Below are 21,842 nucleotides of genomic sequence, written 5' to 3'. Positions count from 1 at the left end.
TACGAGGAGAGGGTTAGTGTGAAATTAGGATTTGTAAGTGCTATATTGGCAGACTTAACATTTGAGCAGGTAATTGATTTTGCATCAGAAAATGGATTTGCATGTATAGAAATGATGTGTTGGCCAGTTGGTAAAGCTGAAAGGAGATATGCTGGTGTTACTCACATAGACGTAACAGATGTGAATAAAGAAAACGCGTTATATATAAATAACTATGCAAAATCAAAAGGCGTTACAATTTCAGCTTTAGGGTACTATCCAAATCCATTAGATCCTGACATAGAGAAAAGAATATTTTATATTGAGCATATTAAAAAATTAATAAAGGCTGCTAATATCTTAGGAATAGATACTGTAACTACATTCATCGGCAGAGATAAAAACAAAACAGTTGAGGAGAATCTTCAAATATTTAAGGACGTTTGGATTCCTATAGTAAAATTTGCGGAAGAAAATAATATAAAAATAGCAATAGAGAACTGTCCAATGCTATTTACTTATGATGAATGGCCTGGTGGATTAAATCTTGCTACAACGCCGAGCATATGGAGAAGAATGTTTGAGATTATACCGAGTGAGAACTTTGGGTTAAATTATGATCCATCACACTTTATATGGCAACATATAGATTACGTAGAACCTATATATGAATTTAAAGATAAGATATTCCATGTTCATTTTAAAGATATCAAGATTTATAAGGATAAATTAGACCAAGTAGGCATAATGGCGACACCACTTCAATATATTTCACCAAAGATTCCAGGATTAGGCGATGTGAATTGGAATAAATTTATTTCAGCTTTAACTGACATAAAATATACTGGAGCAGCATGTATAGAAATAGAGGATAAAGCCTTTGAAGATTCTTTTGAATCAATTAAAAAATCTCTAATTATAAGTAGAAACTATATAAAACAGTTTATTATTTAACTGTTATAGGAGAGAAGATTCTATGAAAAGTAATAAAGAGAAAGTAACAATATTTTTAAAAAAATATGGAATGCATTATGAGGATATAAATGTTGATAGAAGTATAGATGATTTTATAAAAGAGATGGAAAAAGGGCTTAATGGAGAAGAAGACACATCTTTAAAAATGCTTTGTACTTATATAAGCTTACAAGAAAATGTTCCTCTAAATGAGCCAGTAATAGTTATAGATGCTGGAGGAACAAATTTTAGAAGAGCTGTTGTGACATTTAATGGTATTAAAGCTATTATTGAAGATTTTAAAACTTATGATATGCCCGGTACAAAAGGAGAAATAACAAGCGATGAATTTTTTAATACAATAGCTGAATATATAGAACCAATAATACACAAAAGCAGTAAAATTGGTTTTTGCTTTTCGTATCCGACAGAGATACTTCCTAATAAAGATGGAAAACTTATAAAATTTAATAAAGAAGTTAAAGTGAAAGATATGATAGGAGTCGAGATAGGTTCGGCATTACTGAGGACTTTAAAAGAAAGAGGATACGAAAATTGTAAAAAAGCTGTACTCCTTAATGACACAGTAGCCACATTATTAGGAGGTAAAGCAGAGTGCCCTGACAGAGAATTTGACAGCTATATTGGTTTTATATTAGGTACTGGAACTAATACTTGCTATATTGAGAAAAATACAAATATAAAGAAAGTAGAAAAATTATCAGAAACAGAAGGTGATACAATCATTAACATTGAATCGGGTGGATATGCAAAAGCACCTAGAGGCATTATTGATGAAATTTTTGATAAAACTACAGCAGATCCTGGAAATCAAAAGTTTGAAAAAATGATATCAGGAGCTTATCAGGGCGGACTTATACTCGAAGTTATTAGAAAGGCTATTGATGAAGGATTATTTTCTTCTAAATTTAAAGAGAAGTTCAAAAACGTTGATAATCTTACTTCTAAAGAAATAACAGATTTTTGCTATTTTCCGTATTCCAACGATAATGTTTTAGCTAATTATAGCAATACCGGAAATTTTAATTCAAATGAGAATGACAAACAAACTTTATATTATATTATTGATGCTATAATTGAAAGAGCGGCAAAATTAACAGTGATAAACTTAGCTTCGGTTATTCTTAAAATAGGAAAAGGGAATAACCCATGCAAACCGGTATGCATAACGGCTGAAGGTTCAACATTTTATAAATCTAAGCTTTTTAGAAACAAATTAGATTATTATGTAAAACAATATTTGAATGACAAATATGGACTGTATTGTGAATTTATTAAAGCTGAAAATGCTACACTTATTGGGACTGCTATAGCGGGATTAATAAATTAGCAGTTATATATTATTGTTGTTTATGCGAGAAAATACTGGTTAAAAATCATTGAAGTAAAATAGATAAAAGAATATTAAAGAAAATGCGGTTAATTATAGTTATTTGATAATATAATAATTAATCAGGAAAAGATGAGATTAATTAAATTTACAAGGATTGTTGGCAATAATTGTTTATTTAGTGTAAGCCTAATTATTGTGCACAATCCTTTTTATTTATAGAAACAGGAAAAATAGACATTAGAACAATTATAAGTTATAATAAATTCATAAAATAAGACAAGAGGTATAAATTTGAGTGGTATTTTTTAAGAGCTTAAATATTATGTTTTCATACTTTTCATAATGATGTATATATTCTGTTTTACATGATGATAATTTGCTTCAGCTTAAAAAATTAATTAAAACAAGAATTTTTATCATGTATTATACATCATATCAACAGAATTTTAGGAGTGAAAAATACATGGATGATAATGTTGAATTAATAAAAAATGATGTTAGATTGCCGATTAAAATATATGTCAGCAAAATAGGAAAGATACCTTCTAATATTCAAAAAAATATCGAATTTATTTTTGTTCTAAAAGGGGAAGTAAGTATAATTTTAAATAATGAATGTTATAAATTAATCGATAGTGATGTTGCATTAATTAATAACGGAGATAGCTATGAAATAAATGGAACAAATGAAAACCTTATTCTATTTTTGCAAATTGATTATGACTTTTTTAATAAATTAAGTAATAAAGACTCAAGCATTTACCTGTGTAATACATGTATAGACAAACATAAAAAAGGAAAACATGAAGAATACGATGCTATAAGAAAGGTATTAGCTAAAATCATGTATGAGTATTCAAAAAAAGATGATAATTGCGAGCTAAAGATAATGTCATTGTTGTACGAACTTATTTATTTATTGAATAGAAATTTTTTAATAACTACGTCTGATGGTATGTATTCATCAGATATAAAGAATAATAAATATAGTGAGCGCATGAATAAAATTTTAAAATATATTAAACAAAACTACAATCAACAAATTTCTCTTTATGATGTGGCAAAAGCGAACTATTTGACTCCTGAATATTTATCTAAATTTTTTAAAAAACATATGAATTTGACATTTACCAAATATTTAGCTGAAATACGCTTGGGTGAAGCAGTAAAAGAATTGATTCAAACAGATCATTCTGTTACAGAAATTGCTATGAAGAATGGATTTCCTAATTTAGCATCTTTTAACAAAATTTTTAAGGAAAAATATGATACTACTCCAGCCCACTATAGAAATGAAATTAGAAAAAAACAGCAAAGTATAGATGAAATTGATATGCAAATTCCAGAAACTATACCAGTTAAGCCTACTGAAGTTATTAAGCATTTAAAGGATTATATAGAAAAAGAGGAAAAAATAAATGCTATAGACAAAGCAGAAGATGCAACAATTAATGCTGATATAAATATTGATTTAAAGATTGATAAAGGAGAACAAATTTTTCATACATGGAATAATATGATAAACTTAGGCTATGCATCAAATGGATTAAGATCTGATTTTCAGCAGCATTTAATTGATATACAAAAAACTATCAAATTTAAATATGCTAGATTTCAGGGGATTTTTAGTGAGGAAATGCTTTTTGATACAGTTAAAAATAAGTTAGACTTTGATTATAATTTTACAAAGATAGATAAATTAATTGATTTTATATATGACATTGGAATGAGACCTTTTATAGAGATAGGTATTAAGGCTAAAGTATTGAATATAACACCGGAAAAAATAATATATTATGAAAACTATACAATTAATTATAATTATGAAAAAAAAGAGTATTTCGAGTTGCTAAAAAGGTTTATTGAACATTGCATTAGAAGATATGGTATAGATGAAGTGTCACAGTGGTATTTTGAAATTTGGAAAGAAGGAGAAAAAAATTATGTCATTTGGGATGGCAGCTTCAGTAAATATATGGCCTTTTTTAAAACTTGTTATAATATTATAAAACAATTAGTTCCTGATGCAAAAGTAGGAGGACCAGGTCTTAATCCGGAGATAAATTTAAAGTGGATACCGGATCTATTGAAACAATGGAGTGAATATGGAGTTCATCCAGATTTCTTCTCCGTAGTTTTATATCCTTATCAACTAGTTGATGAGAAAAAATCCGATATAGATGATAGCTCATTAAGGCTCATACCTTCAACAAACAAAGATTTTAATAAATATTATTTGAATAAAGTATGTAAAATTTTAAAAACTTTAGGAAGTCATATTCCAGAGGTTCATGTTACAGAATGGAATTCCACGATTTCACATAGGCATCCAGCTAATGATACTACATTTAAGGCTGCATATATAATAAAAAATATTGTTGACAATTTAGATAATTCTGATAGCTTTGGATATTGGTATTGTTCAGATCTATCTGGTGAATTAAATGATTCTAAAGCATTACTTTATGGAGATATGGGACTTATAAGTAGAGATGGCATAAGGAAACCTGGATTTTTCGCTTATTGGATGTTATCGAGATTAGGAAATATGCTCATAAAAAAGGGGGAAGGTTATATTATAACAAAAAAATCAGACTATAAATATGTGATTATAACATATAACTATAAGCATTTTGACTATTTTTATTGTTTGAATGAAGATGCTTTAATAAGCATGAATGAGTATTACGATATTTTTGAAAATTACAAAGAATTAGTTTTAAACATTAATATGAAGGGTGTAAAAGATGGGCGTTATCGTGTTAAAAAATATATTCTCAACAGAAAACATGGAAGTATTTTAGACGAATGGATAAAAATGAATGCGATTTACAATCTTAAAAATGATGAAATTAATTATTTAAAACAAATTTGTATTCCCAGGCTAACAATTTTTTACTTAGATTGTAAAGATGAGCTTAGAATAAATAGTATACTTGAACCACATGAAATAAATTTATATGAAATAGAATATGATTATGAGTCTTGATCCCCAAGTTGTTTGTCGCTCCGCCATTTCATTTTTACTCATGAGCCCTGACCGACAACTACAAAAATCGGTCAGGGCTATTTTTGTATCAATAAAAGTTTAATAAATAGCGTTGTTCTTTAATAATTTCTTTTTCGGCAAATTCAACAAATTTTCTGCTTTATAATTTGGTGAATAAATATCTTATTGAAATTGACATGATGGAAAACTTGATTTATGATATTAATGTAATCCGTTACGTAAAATATTTTTAGTAAGGGTTATTGATAGGTTAAAATCAAGGAAATTTCACTTAAAATTATAGTAATCAATTACGAAGGAGCTGCTATGATAACGATAAAAGATGTTGCTAAAGAAGCTGGCGTATCTGTTGCTACAATATCTCGGGTTTTGAATAACAGTCCTGGAGTCTCGGATGAGACGAGAGAAAGAGTTTTATCTGTCATAAAAAGGCTAAATTACAATCCTAATCTTTTAGGGCGCAATCTTCGCAGGATGGAGACTAAGATGGTGCTGGTGTTGCTTCCAACAATATCAAATCCATTTTACGCAAGAATAGTAAAAGGCATAGAGGATGTGGCGCAAAAGAATGGGTATGGCGTGATGCTTTGCAACACAGATTCTAACATTGAAAGAGAAAAGATGTACCTGGAGCTTTTAAAGAACAGGTTGTCTGACGGCGTGATTTTTATGGCGCCTGAGATGGATAAAGATGAGCTAAACGAGATAGGAGAAAAATATGCTGTTGTGCAGTGCTGCGAGTACAAAGAAGGCGCAAATGTTTCACACGTCTCTATAGACAACTACAAAGCATCGTACAAGGCGGTAAAGCATCTGATTGGATTAGGGCATAAGCACATAGGACTTATTAGCTGCAAAAATAATTTTTTGTCCACAAAGCACAGAGAAGAAGGATATAAAAGTGCTTTAGAAGATTCAGGAATCTCATTTAATCCGGATTACATAAGGTATGGCGATTATTCATTTAAAAGCGGCTTCAGGGCAGCACAAAGTCTCTTAAATGATCACAAAGAGATTACAGCGATATTTGCCATATCAGACATAATGGCTATTGGGGCAATTAAATCATGCTATGAAAACGGTTTGAAGGTACCTGACGACATTGGCATTGTTGGATTTGACAATATAAGTTTTGCTCCCATGTACAATCCGTCTCTTACAACGGTGTCTCAGCCAAAGTACGATATAGGTTGTACTGCGATGGAGCTACTCATAAAGCAAATAGAAAATAAAGGGGGGAATAAAGAAAACATAGTTTTAGAACATGAATTGATAATAAGGCATTCTACTGTAAAATGAAGGAGGAAATTTTTATGGGAGAGAAAATAAGAGTTGGAATAATAGGATGTGGAGGCATAGCAAATGGCAAGCACATGCCGTCCCTATCAAAGCTTGACAACGTAGAAATTGTTGCTTTTTGCGATGTAAAAGAGGAGAAGGCATTAAAGGCTGCAAAAGATTACGGCGTAGATGGAGCTAAGACATATAATGACTACAGAAAACTTTTAGAGGATAAAAGCATCGATGTAGTGCACGTGTGTACACCAAACAAATCACATTCAGATATAACAGTTGATGCATTAGAGGCTGGTAAGCACGTCATGTGCGAAAAACCTATGGCGAAGACTGCTAATGACGCTAAAAGGATGCTGGATGCTGCAAAAAGAACTGGGAAGAAGTTGACCATAGGGTATCAAAACCGCTTTAGACCGGACTCTCAGTATTTGCACAAATTGTGTCAAGATGGTGTCTTAGGCGAGATATACTTTGCAAAGGCACATGCTATAAGGCGTCGCGCTGTTCCTACATGGGGAGTATTTTTAAACGAAGAAGAGCAAGGCGGAGGGCCTCTTATAGATATTGGCACACATGCCCTTGATTTAACCCTTTGGATGATGAACAACTATAAGCCTAAATACGTTGTCGGAAATACATACCGCAAATTAGCTGAAAGAAGAAATGCAGCGAATGCTTGGGGACCATGGGATCCTGATAAATTTACGGTGGAAGATTCGGCTTTTGGCTTTATAACAATGGAAAATGGTGCAACGATCATTCTTGAATCCAGTTGGGCCTTAAATTCTCTCGATGTGGATGAAGCAAAGACCACATTGTGCGGGACAGAAGGTGGAGCAGATATGAAAGACGGGCTTAGGATCAATGGAGAGATGAATGGACGATTGTACACTACAAAAATCGATTTAAGTTCAGGTGGTGTGGCATTTTACGAAGGAAAGGCAGAAGATGCTGCTGACTTAGAGGCAAGGTTGTGGATAGAAAGTATCATCAACAATACGGAACCTGTTGTAAAGCCAGAAGAGGCATATGTAGTATCACAGATATTAGAGGCGATATATACATCTTCAAAAACTGGTAAGCCAGTATATTTTAATGAAATCGGGTGATTTATATGGATTTGCCGTTGTCACTGCAGCTTTACACAGTGAGGAATGAATTGAAAGACGATTTTGTAGGAACTTTAGAGAAAGTGGCAGAGATAGGGTACAAAGGTGTTGAATTTGCTGGATATGGTGGTTTAAAGGCAAATGAACTAAGAAGACATTTAGAAGGGCTTGGATTGACTCCGACTGGAAGCCACATAAGTTTAGATGTGCTAAAAAACAATCTTGACGAAGAAATAGAGTACAACATTGAAATAGGAAACAAGTACATTGTATGCCCTTGGAACAAATACGAGGGGAAAGAGGATTTTATTGAAACTGCGAAACTTTTTAATGAAATTGGAGAAAAGTGTGCAGAAAAAGGATTGATTTTTTGCTATCACAATCATAATCATGAATTCGTCGAGTTTGACAGTAAATACGGATTAGATTTGATCTATGAAAATGCAAATTCAAATTTTTTGAAGGCGGAGATAGATACGTATTGGGTCAAATATGCTGGAGAAGATCCTGTAAGTTACATTAAAAAGTATAGTGGTCGTGTGCCTTTGGTACATCTAAAGGATATGGATGAGGCAACAAAGGATTTTGCTGAGATTGGCGAAGGTATTATGAATATTAAGGAGATTGTAGACGCTTCACTTGAGGCAGGTGTCGATTGGTTTATAGTTGAACAAGATGCTTGCAAAAGACCGCCCCTTGAAAGTGTCAAGATAAGCTTTGATAACATAAAGAAAATGTGAGGAGAGATAGATTATGCATCTTGGATTTTTAACAGTTTGTTTAGGGAATATGCCACTTTTGGATAAGGCAAAGTGGGCATCAGAGAATGGTTTTAAATCATTAGAAATCGCTTGCTGGCCACAGCTAAACGACAGAGACTATTCCAGTTGTGACATAGATGTAGAAACGTTGACAGAAGAAGAAGCTCAAAAAATAAAAGAATACATGAGGGATTTGGGCCTTTCTATATCGTCTTTGGCATACTATGACAATAATTTGCACCCTGATCCTGAAAAGAGGGCATTTATAAACAATCACACTAAAAAGTGCATTGATGCTGCAGCAATGCTGGGTACATCTATGGTTGGAACTTTTATAGGGAGAAATCCTGAGAAAAACTTAAAAGAAAACTTTGACGAATTTGAAAAAATTTTTGGCGATATAGTAAGCTATGCAGAAAGTAAAGGCGTAAAAGTAATAATTGAAAATTGCCCGATGGAAGGTTGGCAGAGAGAAGGTCTTCCCGGCACAATATCATTTACTCCTGAGCTTTGGGAAGAGATGTTTAGAAGGATACCATCTATGAATTTTGGACTTAATTTGGATCCGTCCCACCTTTTATTTCAGCTTATAGATTATGTAAAAGTTGTTCCGGCATTTAAGGACAGGATATTTCATGTTCATGCGAAAGACGCTGAAATTTTCAAGGATAAGCTTGAATGGTATGGCGTATTTAACAGGCAATTTCATAAAAAAGGCGAAACAGGCTATTGGAGATTTAGGATGCCTGGCCTTGGTCAAGTTGATTGGAACAAGTTTATAAAAGCCTTAAAAGATGTAGGATACGATGGAGTTATAAGCGTTGAACATGAAGACCCACTGTATGAAGGCAGTGAGGAGAAAGTAAAAGAAGGATTGAAGTTAGGATATGATCATTTGAAACAATTCATATAAATACTTCAAATAGGCAAGTAGCTTAATCTACTTGTCTATAAAATGTTTTTATTTAATCACGTAGGAGGTAGAAAGATGCCAATTAAACTTGGAATAATAGGCTATGGTGGAATGGGAATGTGGCATCATAAAAACGCCCCAAAAGTTAAAGGTGTAGATGTAGTAGCGGCGTACGATATTGATGCATATCAAGTTGATGTAGCAAAAGAAGCTGGGCTTAGAGGATATGATAAGTTGGATGAATTTTTAAGTGATGAGGAAATAAATACCGTATTAATCGCAACTCCCAACGATGTGCATAAGGATCTTGCAGTGGCGTCAGCAAATGCTGGAAAGAATGTCATAGTTGAAAAGCCTGTTGCAATGTCGATGAGGGAAATAGATGAAATAATAGAGGCTGCAGAAAAGAATAATGTAGTGTTTACAGTACATCAAAACCGCAGATGGGATAAAGACTTTAACAAAGTGAAAAAAGCTATAGAATTAGGTATAATTGGTGATGTCTATACAATCGAAAGCAGGGTACACGGTGCAGGTGGATTGATTTACGGTTGGAGGAATAAAAAAGAGTGCGGTGGTGGTATGCTTTTAGATTGGGGCGTCCACCTTATAGACCAGATTCTATATATGATTCCAAATAAAGTAGTTAGAGTATACGCTGAACTATTTAGCGTATTAAATAAAGATGTAGATGACTATTTTAAACTGTTGATGAAATTTGAAAATGGTTTATCTGCACAGATAGAAGTTGGAACATTTTGTCTAAAGCCATTGCCAAGATGGTTTGTGGGCGGAGATAAAGGAACATTGGTAGTAGATGATTTTGAAGGACATGGTGAAATTGTCAAGCTAAATAAGCTTGCTGACAAATTTGATGCGGAAATAGTAGAGACAACAGCAGGGCCGACTCGCACATTTGCACCGAGGCCAGAAGAAGTAAAAGATCATTTTGAACTTCCAGTTGTAAACTCGGAATGGATAGAGTTTTATGCAAATGTCCGAGATACGATCGAAGGAAAAGCGGAGCTTATAGTAAAACCAGATGAAGTAAAAAAGGTTTATTCAATAATAGAAGCTGCGTTTAAATCAAACCAGCTAGGAAAAGCTGTTGAGCTATAAAATAATATATAAATCATGAATAATATGTACAAATAACAAATACGATAAATTTTGATGGGAAAGGAGGAGACACATGGAAAATCGCATTTCATTAAATGGCACATGGCAATTTAGAGAAGCGACTTCATATGACTGGCTTGAAGGTAAGGTTCCTGGATGCGTTCAGCTTGATTTAATGACTCAAAACAAGATTAGCGATCCGTTTTATCGCATGAATGAAATTGAATGTCACAAGTTAGAGGATAAAGAGTGGATTTACAGAAAAGAATTCGATTTTGAATTTCCTGATGAATTTGACGAAATCAAGTTGGTGTTTGAAGGCATCGACACGTTGGCGGACATTTACTTTAACGGAGATTATTTAGGTACTGCTGAAAACATGTTTATTTCCTATGAATATGATGTGACAGATTTGATAAAAGAGAAAAACAATGTTTTAGAAGTGTATTTTCAATCTATAACAAAGGCGATAAGAAGCATTGAAAAAGACAGCCCTCTGAAGCTGGAATCATCGTTTGAATCGGCAAGACCATACATTAGAAAAGCGCAGTATTCATTTGGATGGGATTGGGGCCCGAGATTGATTCAAGTTGGGCTGTGGAAGGATGCATATATATCTATCATAAAAGATGCAGCAATTGAAAAACCGTTCTTTTACACAGAAAAGTTGAGAGATGGCGCAGCATATGTAAGGGTTTCTGCCTCTATATCGTATTTTGCTGATTTTGACTTAAAGGCGGAAGTCACTATTTCATATGATGGAGAAGTATGCGGTAGAAAGGTTGTTCCAATTACATACGGTGAAATTGATGCGGCGTTTAAGATAGATGAACCAAAGCTATGGTATCCAAATGGTGTAGGACCGCAAAACCTTTACGACATTTGCATAAAGCTTACAATGGCAGATGTGGTTGTTGATGAGTTAAATTTCAGATCAGGTATAAGGGTTGTAGAACTTCTTCGTGAGAAAGATGATATTGGCGAAAGTTTTATCTTTGAAATAAACGGAATAAAGATTTTTGCAAAAGGGGCTGATTGGATACCTGCAGATAGCTTTTTGCCCCGAATAACCAAAGAAGATTACTATACATTTATAAAGCTTGCTAAAGATGCTAATATGAACATGCTAAGAGTCTGGGGTGGCGGCATTTACGAGGATGAGGCTTTCTATGATGCGTGTGATAAAATGGGTATAATGGTTTGGCAGGATTTTATGTACGCTTGTGCTCAATATCCGGATCAATTTGATTGGTTTCAGCAGATGGCTGCAGAAGAAGCAGAGGATGTACTTTTAAGGCTTAGGAACCATCCATCCATCGTATTGTGGTGCGGCAACAATGAAAACAACACTGGTTTCTACTCTTGGTGGGGAAATGGTGATCCGAAGTATCTAGGAAATTACATATACAAAGAAATATTGCCACAGATTTGCGAAAAGTATGATCCATCAAGACCCTATTGGGTATCAAGCCCATACGGTGGAGTAGATCCCAACAGTGAATCAGAAGGTGACAGGCATCAGTGGAATGTATGGAGTGGATGGATTGATGTCAAAGCCTATTTAGCTGATAAAAGCAGATTTGTAAGCGAGTTTGGCTTCCAGTCAATGCCTGATTGGAAGACGGTATTGTCGTATACAAACGAAGAAGACAGGAATATCTTAAGCCCTGTTGTTGTATCACATAATAAGCAGATAGGTGGCATGGAAAGGCTCATAAGGTATATGATAAGTGAGTTGGGTTTTCCAAAAGACTTTAAAAGTTTTGTGTATTTGACACAGTTTAATCAAGCTGAAGCCATAAAAAAAGGAGTGGAGCATTGGAGAAGCCGCAAATTTAAGACGGCAGGAACACTTTATTGGCAGTTTAATGATTGTTGGCCAGTAGCAAGCTGGTCTTGCATAGACTACTACAAAAGGAAAAAGGCTCTTTACTATTATTCTGGCAGGTTTTTTGCAAATGTTTTGCCATATATCGCAGAGGAAGATGGTGGAATAACGATTTACGGTATAAGCGATTTGCAGCAGGATGTAGAAGCATATGTGGAAGTATTGTGCTACAGCTTTGATGGCGAAAAGATGTGGGAGAAAAAGTTTAATACAAGATTGATTGCCAACGATGTTGTTAAAATAGCGCATTATGATGAGCGCCAGATTGCTGAAGAGCATGTGCCTCATGTGGTACCTGTTGATGCATCCCATTGTACACTTCCTGTTGAGAAAAATTGGAAACTATTAAACAGCGTCGTATACGTAAGGATGATTGTTGATGAAAAGATATATGAAAATTACTATATTTTTGATAAATTTAGGAACCTTAAACTTACAGAACCTAACATTACGTGCCATGTCGAGGGAACTGACATAATTCTTTCAACTGATGTACCTGCATTTGGAGTGTTTGTCGACACAGAAAACGACGTTTCTCTAAGTGACAACTTTCTTAACATGATACCTGGTGAAAAGTACACTTTAAAATGTTCAAAAGAGCCGGGAGATATAAAAATCATAAATCTTATAAATTCTATTTTAAAAATATAACTATTGATGGAAAGGTATGTGTTTTGCAATGTTTTTGCTATACACATACCTTTTTATATTTTTAAAAAATGATATAATTAAAGAAGGAATAATAAATGGTGGTGATAAAAATGTCAAACTCAATCAATGATAGATTAGATAATATAATATATGAGAAAGTAAAAGCAATGCCTAAAGATGAACAGAAAGAAGTTTTAGATTTTGTAGAGTATCTAATACAAAAGAGGTTAAAGATTGTAAGAGATATGTTTGAAACAACGAAGGAAACTAAAAAGGTATTAGAAGGATACGGTTATTCAGAAGAAAATATTTCTGATTTGGTAAAAGAAATAAGGTATACAAATGATTAGAGCTGTAATTGACACTAATGTATTTGTATCAATATTGTTTAGTAGTCCCATCATGGAAGAACTTTTTGAAAACTGTGCAATGCACAAATTCACGTGGGTAATATCTGAGAATATATACTATGAATATAGAAAAGTTGTGGAATATAAAAAATTTCATTTTCGTAAAGAAATCAAAGAAAAAATGTTTTATTTTATTGAAAATCTTGCAGAATTTGTGCATGTTACAAGCAATGTAGCGATATCTCGGGATAAAGATGATGATAAGTTCATTAACTGTGCAATTGATGGTGATTGCAATTATATAATATCCGGAGATAAAGATTTGTTAGAAATAAAAGAATATAAAGGAATACGCATTGTAACAGTTAAAGAATTTTTACAAATTATAAACAATATGTACAATAAGCACTGAAGATTAAAACGATGGCATAAAGGTTGTGATATTTTTATCTATAATGAGTTTTTAGAAGAAATTAACATCAATATGATATAAACAATCCCCTATGTATATAATGCACAGGGGATTTTTCATATCATATTGAAAAGAGCATCTTTTTCTTGGAAAAACCTCATTATATAGCATATTTCATCATCTGGTATTATTATAGAATATTTTGTGTTTAAATGTGTCAATGCTTTCTTTACTGCGTTGTACAATGATTTGTTGCTTTTAATATATTCTTCTTTTCCTATATACTCAATGCTTTTTTCTCCTTTTTTGATTCTGCTTACCATAAAAGCAAAGTGAAGTATTATGCCAAGTAGCATGTCATCATCAAAGCAAATCGACAGCGTGTCGCAAAGTTTCATTATAGTGTTTTGTATGTCGATGTAGAGTTCCTCTCCATCAATGTTATGAATGTTTTCTTTCAATACATTGCCCATCTTGATGAGGGTTGTCTTAATATCTACTATCTCCTGCAATTCTTTCATGACTTTCAAGCTTAAGACATCATTCATGCTGTACTGTTTAATATTGGTGTCCAATGGGAAAGACGATACGATAAAAGCTATTTCCATGTTTTCCTGGATTTCATTTATTTTTTTCATTGTCATGTGCTTATCAAGGCTGTCAATTGGTATTATCTCAAATAAATCTTTGTCGTACTTTAAGTTGTTTTTCAAGAAGCTTTTAATCGCAACAGAGGCGCCTTCACCAGTGAGACATGCTGTTATAATTGCGATTTTCTTTTTGTCGCTTATTGGTGGGGCGAAATCCATGTTGTTCTCCATATAAGAATTTATGGACTGTACGCTCATGTAAATATTGTTAAGAGGCATGCCTAATAGCGCTTTTCTGGTAGCTTCAATGACGTGGAGTGTTGAAATAAGCGGTATAACTTTTACTGGCACGTTAAACTCTCTTTCAATCGTTTCGCCAAACGTTGTAAGGGAGCCCATGTCTACTAAGAGAAGGTATCCCGCCTGATTCATATCATTTCGCACATAATCTTTTAAAGTTTCTAAGACTTCAAGAGGACTTTTGTCAAGATGGGCGTCTAAACCTATTGCATAATTTTCACCCAACAATTTATTAGCCACATCTGCCATGGACGTAGCAGTAGAATTGCCATGGGCAATTATTATCACCTTGACTTTTTCGCTTTGCTTATTGATGTATTCCTTGTCGGACATGAGAAATATTGCGATAAATCCAGCTTCATCTTCTGGAATCGAAACATTCAAATATCTCTCAATGATTTTTTTAGCTTCAATAGCAACTTCAAATTCTCTTGGGTACAATTGCTTTATTTTTGACAGTTGAGGATTTACAATAGGTTTATTTTTGTTGACCCTTTCAATAAGCGTGTTTAAGTGCAAAGCCAGTGCAGTATAGCTGTTTTGGCTGAGATCTTTCCCAAGTAGTTCGGATACAAGTTCTGCGATCCTATCTGTGATGCTTATTATGTCTTCTCCTAAGATATGAATCAAATTCTGCTTGTTTTTCTCCTCAGTTATACCGTATATCTGCTTGTGGAAGTACTTTGCTATGTCTTTCTCCAAGATTGATTCAATGTCTATATCAGATATACCTTTTGCTTTAAGCTGCCTTAGTCTGTCGTTTATTATCTCGTAAATGCTGTTATCGTTAGATGCAGTTGGAATTTCCTCTATTTCATTTGTAGGAGAAAACTTAAAGAATTCTATATCGTCACCTATGACTTCATTCCAAAGCATCCTATGCTGTTTATCTGTGTATAATCCTTTCTTTATATAATCAGGCAAGTCTCTGCTGCAGATCCTTATGTCGCTTTTCTTGTTAGTCAAAAATTCTGAATAGACCTTTGCGCATATAAGCTTGACATCACTTTCTAATTGACCGATGTTGTTTGGACAGTCATATGAACAAAACGCCCTCATGGAATTAAGGGACACGAATATATCTCTGTTTAGCTTTATGCTTTCATGTTTAAAAAATCTTTTTAAAAGGTAAAACCTTTCTTCTAAAGTCCTTTCTCTAAGTGGCGGTATTTTAATTATCATCGGTATTCTTCTGGTAAATGTATTTAAAAGGGATGAAGAAGGATCCTCAGTTGTAGCTGATATGATTAGCACATCAGATGTCCTGTTTTCTACATCGCCGACTCTTCTAAAATATCCAGTATCGAGGAAAGTGAATAAGATCTCCTGTCCTTCAGGCGGTAAGCGATGGACTTCATCAAGGAATAAGATTCCTCCATTTGCCTTCTCGATTAACCCTTCTTTATCTGTATCAGCGCCTGTGTAAGCGCCTTTTTTAACCCCAAATAGTTGCGCTGTCAAAAGCTGAGGATTGTTGCTGTAATCTGCACAGTTAAATGCTATAAATGGAGCGTCAGGCTTTTTTACCCCCATATCTATGGCATACTTGTGCATTATTCGCGCAAAAGTGGATTTTCCTACACCTGTTTCACCTAATATTAAGCAGTGTATTCCTTTAGGAGGATATAAAATAGCGGCTTTTGCCTGTTCACCAGCTTGTTTTAGGCTTATATTGTTTTTAATAAGCATGTCCAGTTCATACAATTTGCTGTCACTGGAATTGCTTTTTGTGTTTTCAAACACAGGTGAAAACATCACTGGCCTGCCATCTGACTTTACGACTTTTCCTTCCTTGCACAAAAGATTTAACTCATGACTAACGTTTGCTCGCGACATATTTAGCTCATTTGCTAACGTCATGGCATCTACGCCGTTTCCTCTATTTAGCTCTATCAACTTTTTTAAAATTAATTCTTTTCTTTTCAACTTAAAGATCCCCTTTACCACAAATAACTTTCTCTACCTATATTTTATTATATATTTCGCAATAAGTTTTTCAATAGTGATTTATTGGATTAAACACTATTTAAACATTAAAACACTAATAAAAAACAATAAAACAATATGCAGATTTTTATTAAACACTAAGAAACACTACTCGCTTTAAAGCGCATGGACGGCATAAATTGCGGCTTTTTTACGCAGTTTAGTGTTTTGGCATGGTTTTTGCATATATTATTTAGTGAACCCCAAAATAGATAAAACCAATTCAAGGAGGAAAATAATATGGATTTGCAGCAAATAGTTATGGAAATCATTATACAATCAGGTGAAGCAAGGGCATATGCACATGAAGCGCTTAGAAAGGCGTATGACGGCGAATTTGAAGAAGCTGAAAAACTTATGTCTCAGGCTAATGAGGCTATCGAGAAGGCACACAATGTGCAGACCGGCATGTTGCAAAAAGAAGCATCGGGCGAAAAATTAGATTTTTCTATATTGTTCGTGCATTCACAAGATCATCTTATGACTGCTATATCAGAGAAAAATCTCATATCAGAGATTATTGAGCTTAGAAAGATGTTGGAGCCAGTTCTTCATACATGCGTGACAAAATAAAAATCAAACACTAAATAGGAGGATAAAATGATTAAAGCGGTACAATTTTTAAATCAAGTTCAAGCAGGATACGGAACAGATGAAAAAATGAATATGGAACCTCAATCTCAGTTTGGTGCTATAGGATTGGGGATGCTTTTGAAAAACACCATGATGAGAAACGGCGGTGACATAATTGGCACTGTAATATGTGGTGATAACTATTTTCTTGAAAATAAGGATGAAGCTATTGAAAAATTATTAAGCATGATAAAGGCGTTTAATCCAGATGTTGTCATATGTGGCCCTGCATTAAACTACAAAAGATACGGTGATTGCTGTGGATATTTGACAGAAGCCGTCATAGAGAAATTAAATATTCCTGCATTTGCGGCCATGTCGAAAGACAACACAGGTACAGAATTGTTCAAAAAAAAGATATACATCATAGAGACTCCCAACAGAGGCGGTATAGGACTAAACGATTCATTGAGAAAGATATCAAAGTTTGCAGTAAAGTTGGCTCAAGGACAGCCTATAGGATCTCCTGAAGAGGAAGGATATTTTCCACAGGATTAAGGGGTGATACCGATGTTTTTGGATTGAATACTTTTGCTTTCAAGGGATTTCCCTCTTTTTAAGATGTTTTAATAGTTCTTGTCTTGATATGTAGTAGGGAAATCCTTGAAGATAAAACGCAAAATTGCTTTTACAAACAAAGCTTTTTGAAAGGAGGGAAAACGTTAATGCTTAAGATTATTCTATTTTGCTCTTCAGGTTCATCCACAAGCATGTTGATTGGAAGAATTGAAGAAGCAGCAAAAGCAAGAGGCATAGAGGTTGCTGTCGATGCATACCCTGAGGCACAGATGGAAAAATACGTAGAAGAAGCGGATGTGGTTCTTTTAGGTCCGCAGGTAAAATTCATTTTGCCAAAAGCAAAGAAAATATGCAGTGAAAAAGGTGTGCCTGTAGATGTGATAAATCCAGTTGTCTACGGCATGATGGATGGGGAAAAAGTGTTAGACCAAGCTTTAAGCATGGCTAATAAATAGTTCTCATTTATAAGTTTTAAAACCAAAAATCCAAATTTAAGATAAGGAGTGTTATAAAATGAGTAAGTTTACAGATTCGCTTGAGGAAAAATTGATGCCTATAGCGGGCAAAATCTCTGAAAATAGGTACTTGACATCAATTCGTGATGGCTTTATGCTTGCTGTTCCACTCATTACAATAGGTGCTGTTTTCTTGTTGCTGGCGTTTTTGCCGATACCTGGATACTCTGATTTTATGGCAAAGGCTTTCGGACCAAACTGGAATACATTCTTTATGAGGCCCTTTGAGGCTACAATGTCAATAATGAGTATATTTGTAGTATTTGGCATTGCATACAGCCTCGCAGGGCATTACAAGATTGATGGTTTAAACACGGCTGCAACTGCACTGGTTGCATTTTTGATATTTACACCGTTTATAGTTAATTATACACCTGAAGGAGCCAAAAAAGCAATTCAAGTAAGCGGTGGCATACCAGTTGACTGGATGGGCTCAAAAGGTCTGTTTGTAGGCATTTTAACGGCAATACTGTCAGTTGAAATCGTAAGATTTGTTATAAAAAGAGGCTGGGTAATTAAGATGCCAAAAGGTGTTCCACCTGCAGTTGAAAAGGCTTTCTCTGCGTTGATTCCTGCGGCTATAGTTGCTATCATCATCGATGTTATAAGAATGCTGTTTGCTATGACATCTTACGGTACAATACATCAATTTATTTACACAGTGTTGCAGATACCTTTGACAAGACTTGGCGATACACTGCCTGCTACGTTGATTGCAAACTTCTTCGAAGGACTTTTCTGGTCGTTTGGTATACATGGCGCAAACGTAGTCGGATCTGTTATGGGACCAATATGGTTGGCACTTGCAGCAGAGAACTTACAGGCATTCCAAGCTGGTCATCCAGTTCCACACATCATAACACAGCAGTTCCACGATATGTACATGCTGGTAGGTGGCTCAGGAAGCACATTAGGTCTTGTACTTGCTATGCTTTTCTTCTCAAAATCAAGACAGGTAAAAACAGTTGGAAAACTTGCTATAGTTCCTGGTTTATTCAATATCAATGAACCTGTAATATTCGGACTTCCAATTGTTTTAAACCCAATAATGGTAATACCATTCATATTGACGCCGATGATCTTAGCTACTTTGACTTACATCGTCATGTCAATAGGTCTTGTTGGGCATCCAACAGGTGTCGTAATACCATGGACTACACCACCTATCATCGGAGGACTTTTAGTATCAGGTTTTAGCGGTGCTGTATGGCAAATAATCGAATTAGTGATTTCGTTCTTCATATACTTGCCATTCTTAAGAGTCGTAGATAGACAGTACCTTGAGCAAGAGCAAGCAATGGCTGTTGAAAGCCAAAAAGGCTGATATAATTGCAATTAGGCGGTTACAGTCGTAATCGTCTAATTGCTTTAAACATTTTAAAAGGTGTAAGGAGATAAAATTTATGGGTGTTTTGGAAGAACTAAAAATAAGCCTTTTTATGCCTCAAAATTACAAAAGATTAAAAGGCGAATCTATAGTAAAACTTCTCAGATTTGACCTTATCTTGACGATTTTTGGTGTTATCTATTTAACGCTTATTAAACTTATAATATCACTATTTACAGGCAATTTTTTAGTATTTTTAAATAGCTATTTAAAACTATCAATAAAAAATATTGCATCTTCACTAATATTTCTATACATTGGTTTGATAGCGTCGTCACTTGTACTATCACTTGTCTTTTATGTTGTGGCACTTATAAAGAAACAAAAAGAATTGAATTATTACGATTTGATAGTTTATGCGACGCATGCACTGGCAATATGTATTGTATTAGAAGAATTCTTTGGCCCCTTAGTGATAGTATTTTCCATAGGTTATTTTCTAATATCATTAGGTGGGGAAAAACTTATTACAAACTATGTGACTAACAAAGCAAGAGGAGGAAAGAAAAATGGCAAAAGAGTATAAATTTCCAGAAGGTTTTTGGTGGGGTTCTGCCACATCTGCAACACAGATAGAAGGTGCTGCGAGTGAAGACGGGAAAGGAATGAATGTATGGGATTATTGGTACAAGCAAGTGCCGAATCGCTTTTTTAACGGTGTAGGACCCGAAGTGACGTCTGATTTTTACCACAGATATAAAGATGACATAAAATTGATGAAAGAAATAGGACACAATTCATTTAGATTCTCTATATCATGGTCAAGACTGATTCCTGGTGGAGTAGGAGAAGTAAACAAAAAGGCGGTAGATTTCTACAATAACGTCATAAATGAGCTTTTAGAAAATGATATTATGCCTATAGCTACTTTATTTCACTTCGATATGCCGATAGAAATGCAGCACATTGGAGGATTTGAAAGCCGTCAAGTTTTGGAGAATTATAAAAACTATGCTAAGACATGTTTTGAGCTTTTTGGAGACAGAGTAAAAAGATGGATTACCTTTAATGAACCTATAGTTCCAGCAGAGGGAGGATACCTTTATAACTTTCATTATCCTGATATCGTGGATTTTAAGAAAGCTATACAGGTATGTTTCAATACAGTTTTGGCAAGCGCAATGGCGATAAACGAGTTTAAAAAGTTAGACATAAAAGATGGAAAAATCGGGATTGTACTAAACTTAACTCCATCATATCCTCGCAGCAATCATCCTGCAGATCTTAAGGCAGCAGAGATAGCTGATCTTCTTTTCAACAGAAGCTTTTTAGACCCATGTGTAAAAGGAGAATATCCAGATAAACTTGTAGAACTTTTAAAAAGCTACAACCACTTGCCAGTGTATACCGAGGAAGATCTTGAGCTCATAAAAAATAATACAGTTGACTACCTTGGAATCAATTATTATCAACCGAGAAGAGTAAAAGCAAAAGAAAACATGCCAAATCCTTATGGTGTATTTACACCTGATTGGTTTTTTGATGAGTATGTAATGCCAGGAAGGAGAATGAATCCGTATAGAGGATGGGAGATATACGAAAAGGGAATATACGATATCTTGATAAATGTAAGGGACAACTATGGGAATATTGAATCGTATATTTCAGAAAACGGCATGGGTGTAGAAGGAGAAGAACGCTTCATAAAAGACGGTATAATCCAAGATGATTATAGAATAGATTTTATCAAAGGTCATTTAAAATGGCTTCATAAGGCGATTGAAGAAGGATGCAATGCAAAAGGATATCACCTTTGGTCTTTCATGGACAACTGGTCATTCCTAAACGCGTACAAAAATCGCTATGGACTTGTTTCAGTCGATATAACCACACAAAAGAGGACTATCAAAAAAAGTGGATATTGGTATAAAGAATTAGCAAAAAACAATGGGTTTAGCGAGTAAAATATAATTAGCTTGCATATTATACAGCCTTCACAGATGTGAGGGCGTTTTTTTTTATGTGTGATTTTATCTCTTAAAAGGGTGTTTGAATCGAACAAAATTCTTTAAAAAATTTTTTAAATCAAAGAAGGAATTTTAAAAATGACGTCGAATATATTATAACAAGATGTACGTACAATGATAAAAACATATATAATTTATAAGCACGTAAG

18 protein-coding genes are annotated in these 21,842 nt (G+C 34.2%); 17 read left to right on the top strand and 1 reads right to left on the bottom strand.

From position 1 onward, the window contains the following. The first annotated feature begins 18 nt into the window (after positions 1-18). The 11 genes from BVF91_RS04490 (at position 19) to BVF91_RS04440 (ending at position 13,796) form a co-directional block, all read left to right on the top strand. A complete protein-coding gene (locus BVF91_RS04490; protein ID WP_085112286.1) occupies positions 19-933 on the top strand; it encodes a sugar phosphate isomerase/epimerase family protein in 915 nt (304 codons plus the stop codon). A gap of 22 nt (positions 934-955) precedes the next feature. Next, positions 956-2,284: a hexokinase family protein gene (locus BVF91_RS04485; protein ID WP_085112285.1), complete on the top strand. Its 1,329-nt coding sequence runs from the start codon at positions 956-958 to the stop codon at positions 2,282-2,284. 466 nt (positions 2,285-2,750) lie between these two features. Continuing rightward, positions 2,751-5,276 carry a GH39 family glycosyl hydrolase gene (locus BVF91_RS04480; RefSeq protein ID WP_085112284.1) on the top strand — a complete coding sequence of 842 codons (2,526 nt, stop codon included), beginning with the start codon at positions 2,751-2,753 and terminating at the stop codon, positions 5,274-5,276. Between the two features lie 327 nt (positions 5,277-5,603). After that, on the top strand, positions 5,604-6,596 hold the full coding sequence (locus tag BVF91_RS04475; protein ID WP_085112283.1) for a LacI family DNA-binding transcriptional regulator: 993 nt from the start codon (positions 5,604-5,606) through the stop codon (positions 6,594-6,596). 14 nt (positions 6,597-6,610) lie between these two features. Further along, on the top strand, positions 6,611-7,702 hold the full coding sequence (locus tag BVF91_RS04470) for a Gfo/Idh/MocA family protein (protein WP_085112282.1): 1,092 nt from the start codon (positions 6,611-6,613) through the stop codon (positions 7,700-7,702). 5 nt (positions 7,703-7,707) lie between these two features. Continuing rightward, positions 7,708-8,442 (top strand): sugar phosphate isomerase/epimerase family protein, encoded by a 735-nt coding sequence (locus BVF91_RS04465; protein WP_085112281.1) that lies wholly within the window; start codon positions 7,708-7,710, stop codon positions 8,440-8,442. 13 nt (positions 8,443-8,455) lie between these two features. Next, positions 8,456-9,376 carry a sugar phosphate isomerase/epimerase family protein gene (locus BVF91_RS04460; RefSeq protein WP_085112280.1) on the top strand — a complete coding sequence of 307 codons (921 nt, stop codon included), beginning with the start codon at positions 8,456-8,458 and terminating at the stop codon, positions 9,374-9,376. A gap of 75 nt (positions 9,377-9,451) precedes the next feature. Next, positions 9,452-10,495 (top strand): Gfo/Idh/MocA family protein, encoded by a 1,044-nt coding sequence (locus BVF91_RS04455; protein ID WP_085112279.1) that lies wholly within the window; start codon positions 9,452-9,454, stop codon positions 10,493-10,495. Between the two features lie 73 nt (positions 10,496-10,568). Continuing rightward, positions 10,569-13,034, top strand: coding sequence for a beta-mannosidase (locus tag BVF91_RS04450; protein WP_085112278.1), 2,466 nt, complete (start codon positions 10,569-10,571; stop codon positions 13,032-13,034). Between the two features lie 95 nt (positions 13,035-13,129). Next, the gene (locus BVF91_RS04445; protein ID WP_085112277.1) at positions 13,130-13,384 is read left to right on the top strand and encodes a DUF2281 domain-containing protein; all 255 of its coding nucleotides are present in this window, start codon (positions 13,130-13,132) and stop codon (positions 13,382-13,384) included. Continuing rightward, positions 13,377-13,796, top strand: a complete 420-nt coding sequence (locus BVF91_RS04440; protein ID WP_085112276.1) for a putative toxin-antitoxin system toxin component, PIN family — start codon at positions 13,377-13,379, stop codon at positions 13,794-13,796. The genes BVF91_RS04445 and BVF91_RS04440 overlap by 8 nt, the downstream gene beginning before the upstream one ends. 116 nt (positions 13,797-13,912) lie before the next feature. Here the strand turns inward: BVF91_RS04440 and BVF91_RS04435 are convergent, their stop codons facing one another. Then, positions 13,913-16,612, bottom strand: a complete 2,700-nt coding sequence (locus tag BVF91_RS04435; RefSeq protein ID WP_085112275.1) for a sigma-54-dependent transcriptional regulator — start codon at positions 16,610-16,612, stop codon at positions 13,913-13,915. 300 nt (positions 16,613-16,912) lie between these two features. Between BVF91_RS04435 and BVF91_RS04430 the strand changes: the two genes are divergently transcribed. From BVF91_RS04430 to gmuD, 6 genes are all read left to right on the top strand, one after another. Further along, positions 16,913-17,245 (top strand): PTS lactose/cellobiose transporter subunit IIA, encoded by a 333-nt coding sequence (locus BVF91_RS04430; RefSeq protein WP_015311075.1) that lies wholly within the window; start codon positions 16,913-16,915, stop codon positions 17,243-17,245. Between the two features lie 27 nt (positions 17,246-17,272). After that, complete coding sequence (locus tag BVF91_RS04425; protein WP_085112274.1) at positions 17,273-17,803, top strand: glycine/betaine/sarcosine/D-proline family reductase selenoprotein B; 531 nt, start codon at positions 17,273-17,275, stop codon at positions 17,801-17,803. A 167-nt stretch (positions 17,804-17,970) separates the two neighbouring features. Then, complete coding sequence (locus BVF91_RS04420; RefSeq protein WP_013787347.1) at positions 17,971-18,279, top strand: PTS sugar transporter subunit IIB; 309 nt, start codon at positions 17,971-17,973, stop codon at positions 18,277-18,279. Between the two features lie 58 nt (positions 18,280-18,337). Further along, positions 18,338-19,663, top strand: a complete 1,326-nt coding sequence (celB, locus tag BVF91_RS04415; protein WP_085112273.1) for a PTS cellobiose transporter subunit IIC — start codon at positions 18,338-18,340, stop codon at positions 19,661-19,663. A 79-nt stretch (positions 19,664-19,742) separates the two neighbouring features. Beyond that, the gene (locus BVF91_RS04410) at positions 19,743-20,252 is read left to right on the top strand and encodes a hypothetical protein (RefSeq protein ID WP_085112272.1); all 510 of its coding nucleotides are present in this window, start codon (positions 19,743-19,745) and stop codon (positions 20,250-20,252) included. Continuing rightward, complete coding sequence (gene gmuD, locus BVF91_RS04405; protein WP_085112271.1) at positions 20,236-21,630, top strand: 6-phospho-beta-glucosidase GmuD; 1,395 nt, start codon at positions 20,236-20,238, stop codon at positions 21,628-21,630. Before BVF91_RS04410 ends, gmuD begins: the two co-directional genes overlap by 17 nt. Positions 21,631-21,842 lie beyond the last annotated feature (212 nt).

Source organism: Thermoanaerobacterium sp. PSU-2 (assembly GCF_002102475.1).
Classification (GTDB): Bacteria; Bacillota; Thermoanaerobacteria; order Thermoanaerobacterales; family Thermoanaerobacteraceae; genus Thermoanaerobacterium.
The sequence above is the reverse complement of the archived record's forward strand: the minus strand, read 5'-3'. Positions and strand labels throughout refer to the sequence as shown.

Coding starts and splice junctions, on each gene's coding strand:
- BVF91_RS04440 (WP_085112276.1), top strand. CDS start 13,377: ATGATTAGAGCTGTAATTGACACTAATGTATTTGTATCAATATTGTTT.
- BVF91_RS04425 (WP_085112274.1), top strand. CDS start 17,273: ATGATTAAAGCGGTACAATTTTTAAATCAAGTTCAAGCAGGATACGGA.
- BVF91_RS04410 (WP_085112272.1), top strand. CDS start 19,743: ATGGGTGTTTTGGAAGAACTAAAAATAAGCCTTTTTATGCCTCAAAAT.
- gmuD (WP_085112271.1), top strand. CDS start 20,236: ATGGCAAAAGAGTATAAATTTCCAGAAGGTTTTTGGTGGGGTTCTGCC.
- BVF91_RS04475 (WP_085112283.1), top strand. CDS start 5,604: ATGATAACGATAAAAGATGTTGCTAAAGAAGCTGGCGTATCTGTTGCT.
- BVF91_RS04430 (WP_015311075.1), top strand. CDS start 16,913: ATGGATTTGCAGCAAATAGTTATGGAAATCATTATACAATCAGGTGAA.
- BVF91_RS04445 (WP_085112277.1), top strand. CDS start 13,130: ATGGTGGTGATAAAAATGTCAAACTCAATCAATGATAGATTAGATAAT.
- BVF91_RS04460 (WP_085112280.1), top strand. CDS start 8,456: ATGCATCTTGGATTTTTAACAGTTTGTTTAGGGAATATGCCACTTTTG.
- BVF91_RS04420 (WP_013787347.1), top strand. CDS start 17,971: ATGCTTAAGATTATTCTATTTTGCTCTTCAGGTTCATCCACAAGCATG.
- BVF91_RS04465 (WP_085112281.1), top strand. CDS start 7,708: ATGGATTTGCCGTTGTCACTGCAGCTTTACACAGTGAGGAATGAATTG.
- BVF91_RS04470 (WP_085112282.1), top strand. CDS start 6,611: ATGGGAGAGAAAATAAGAGTTGGAATAATAGGATGTGGAGGCATAGCA.
- BVF91_RS04485 (WP_085112285.1), top strand. CDS start 956: ATGAAAAGTAATAAAGAGAAAGTAACAATATTTTTAAAAAAATATGGA.
- BVF91_RS04455 (WP_085112279.1), top strand. CDS start 9,452: ATGCCAATTAAACTTGGAATAATAGGCTATGGTGGAATGGGAATGTGG.
- BVF91_RS04450 (WP_085112278.1), top strand. CDS start 10,569: ATGGAAAATCGCATTTCATTAAATGGCACATGGCAATTTAGAGAAGCG.
- celB (WP_085112273.1), top strand. CDS start 18,338: ATGAGTAAGTTTACAGATTCGCTTGAGGAAAAATTGATGCCTATAGCG.
- BVF91_RS04480 (WP_085112284.1), top strand. CDS start 2,751: ATGGATGATAATGTTGAATTAATAAAAAATGATGTTAGATTGCCGATT.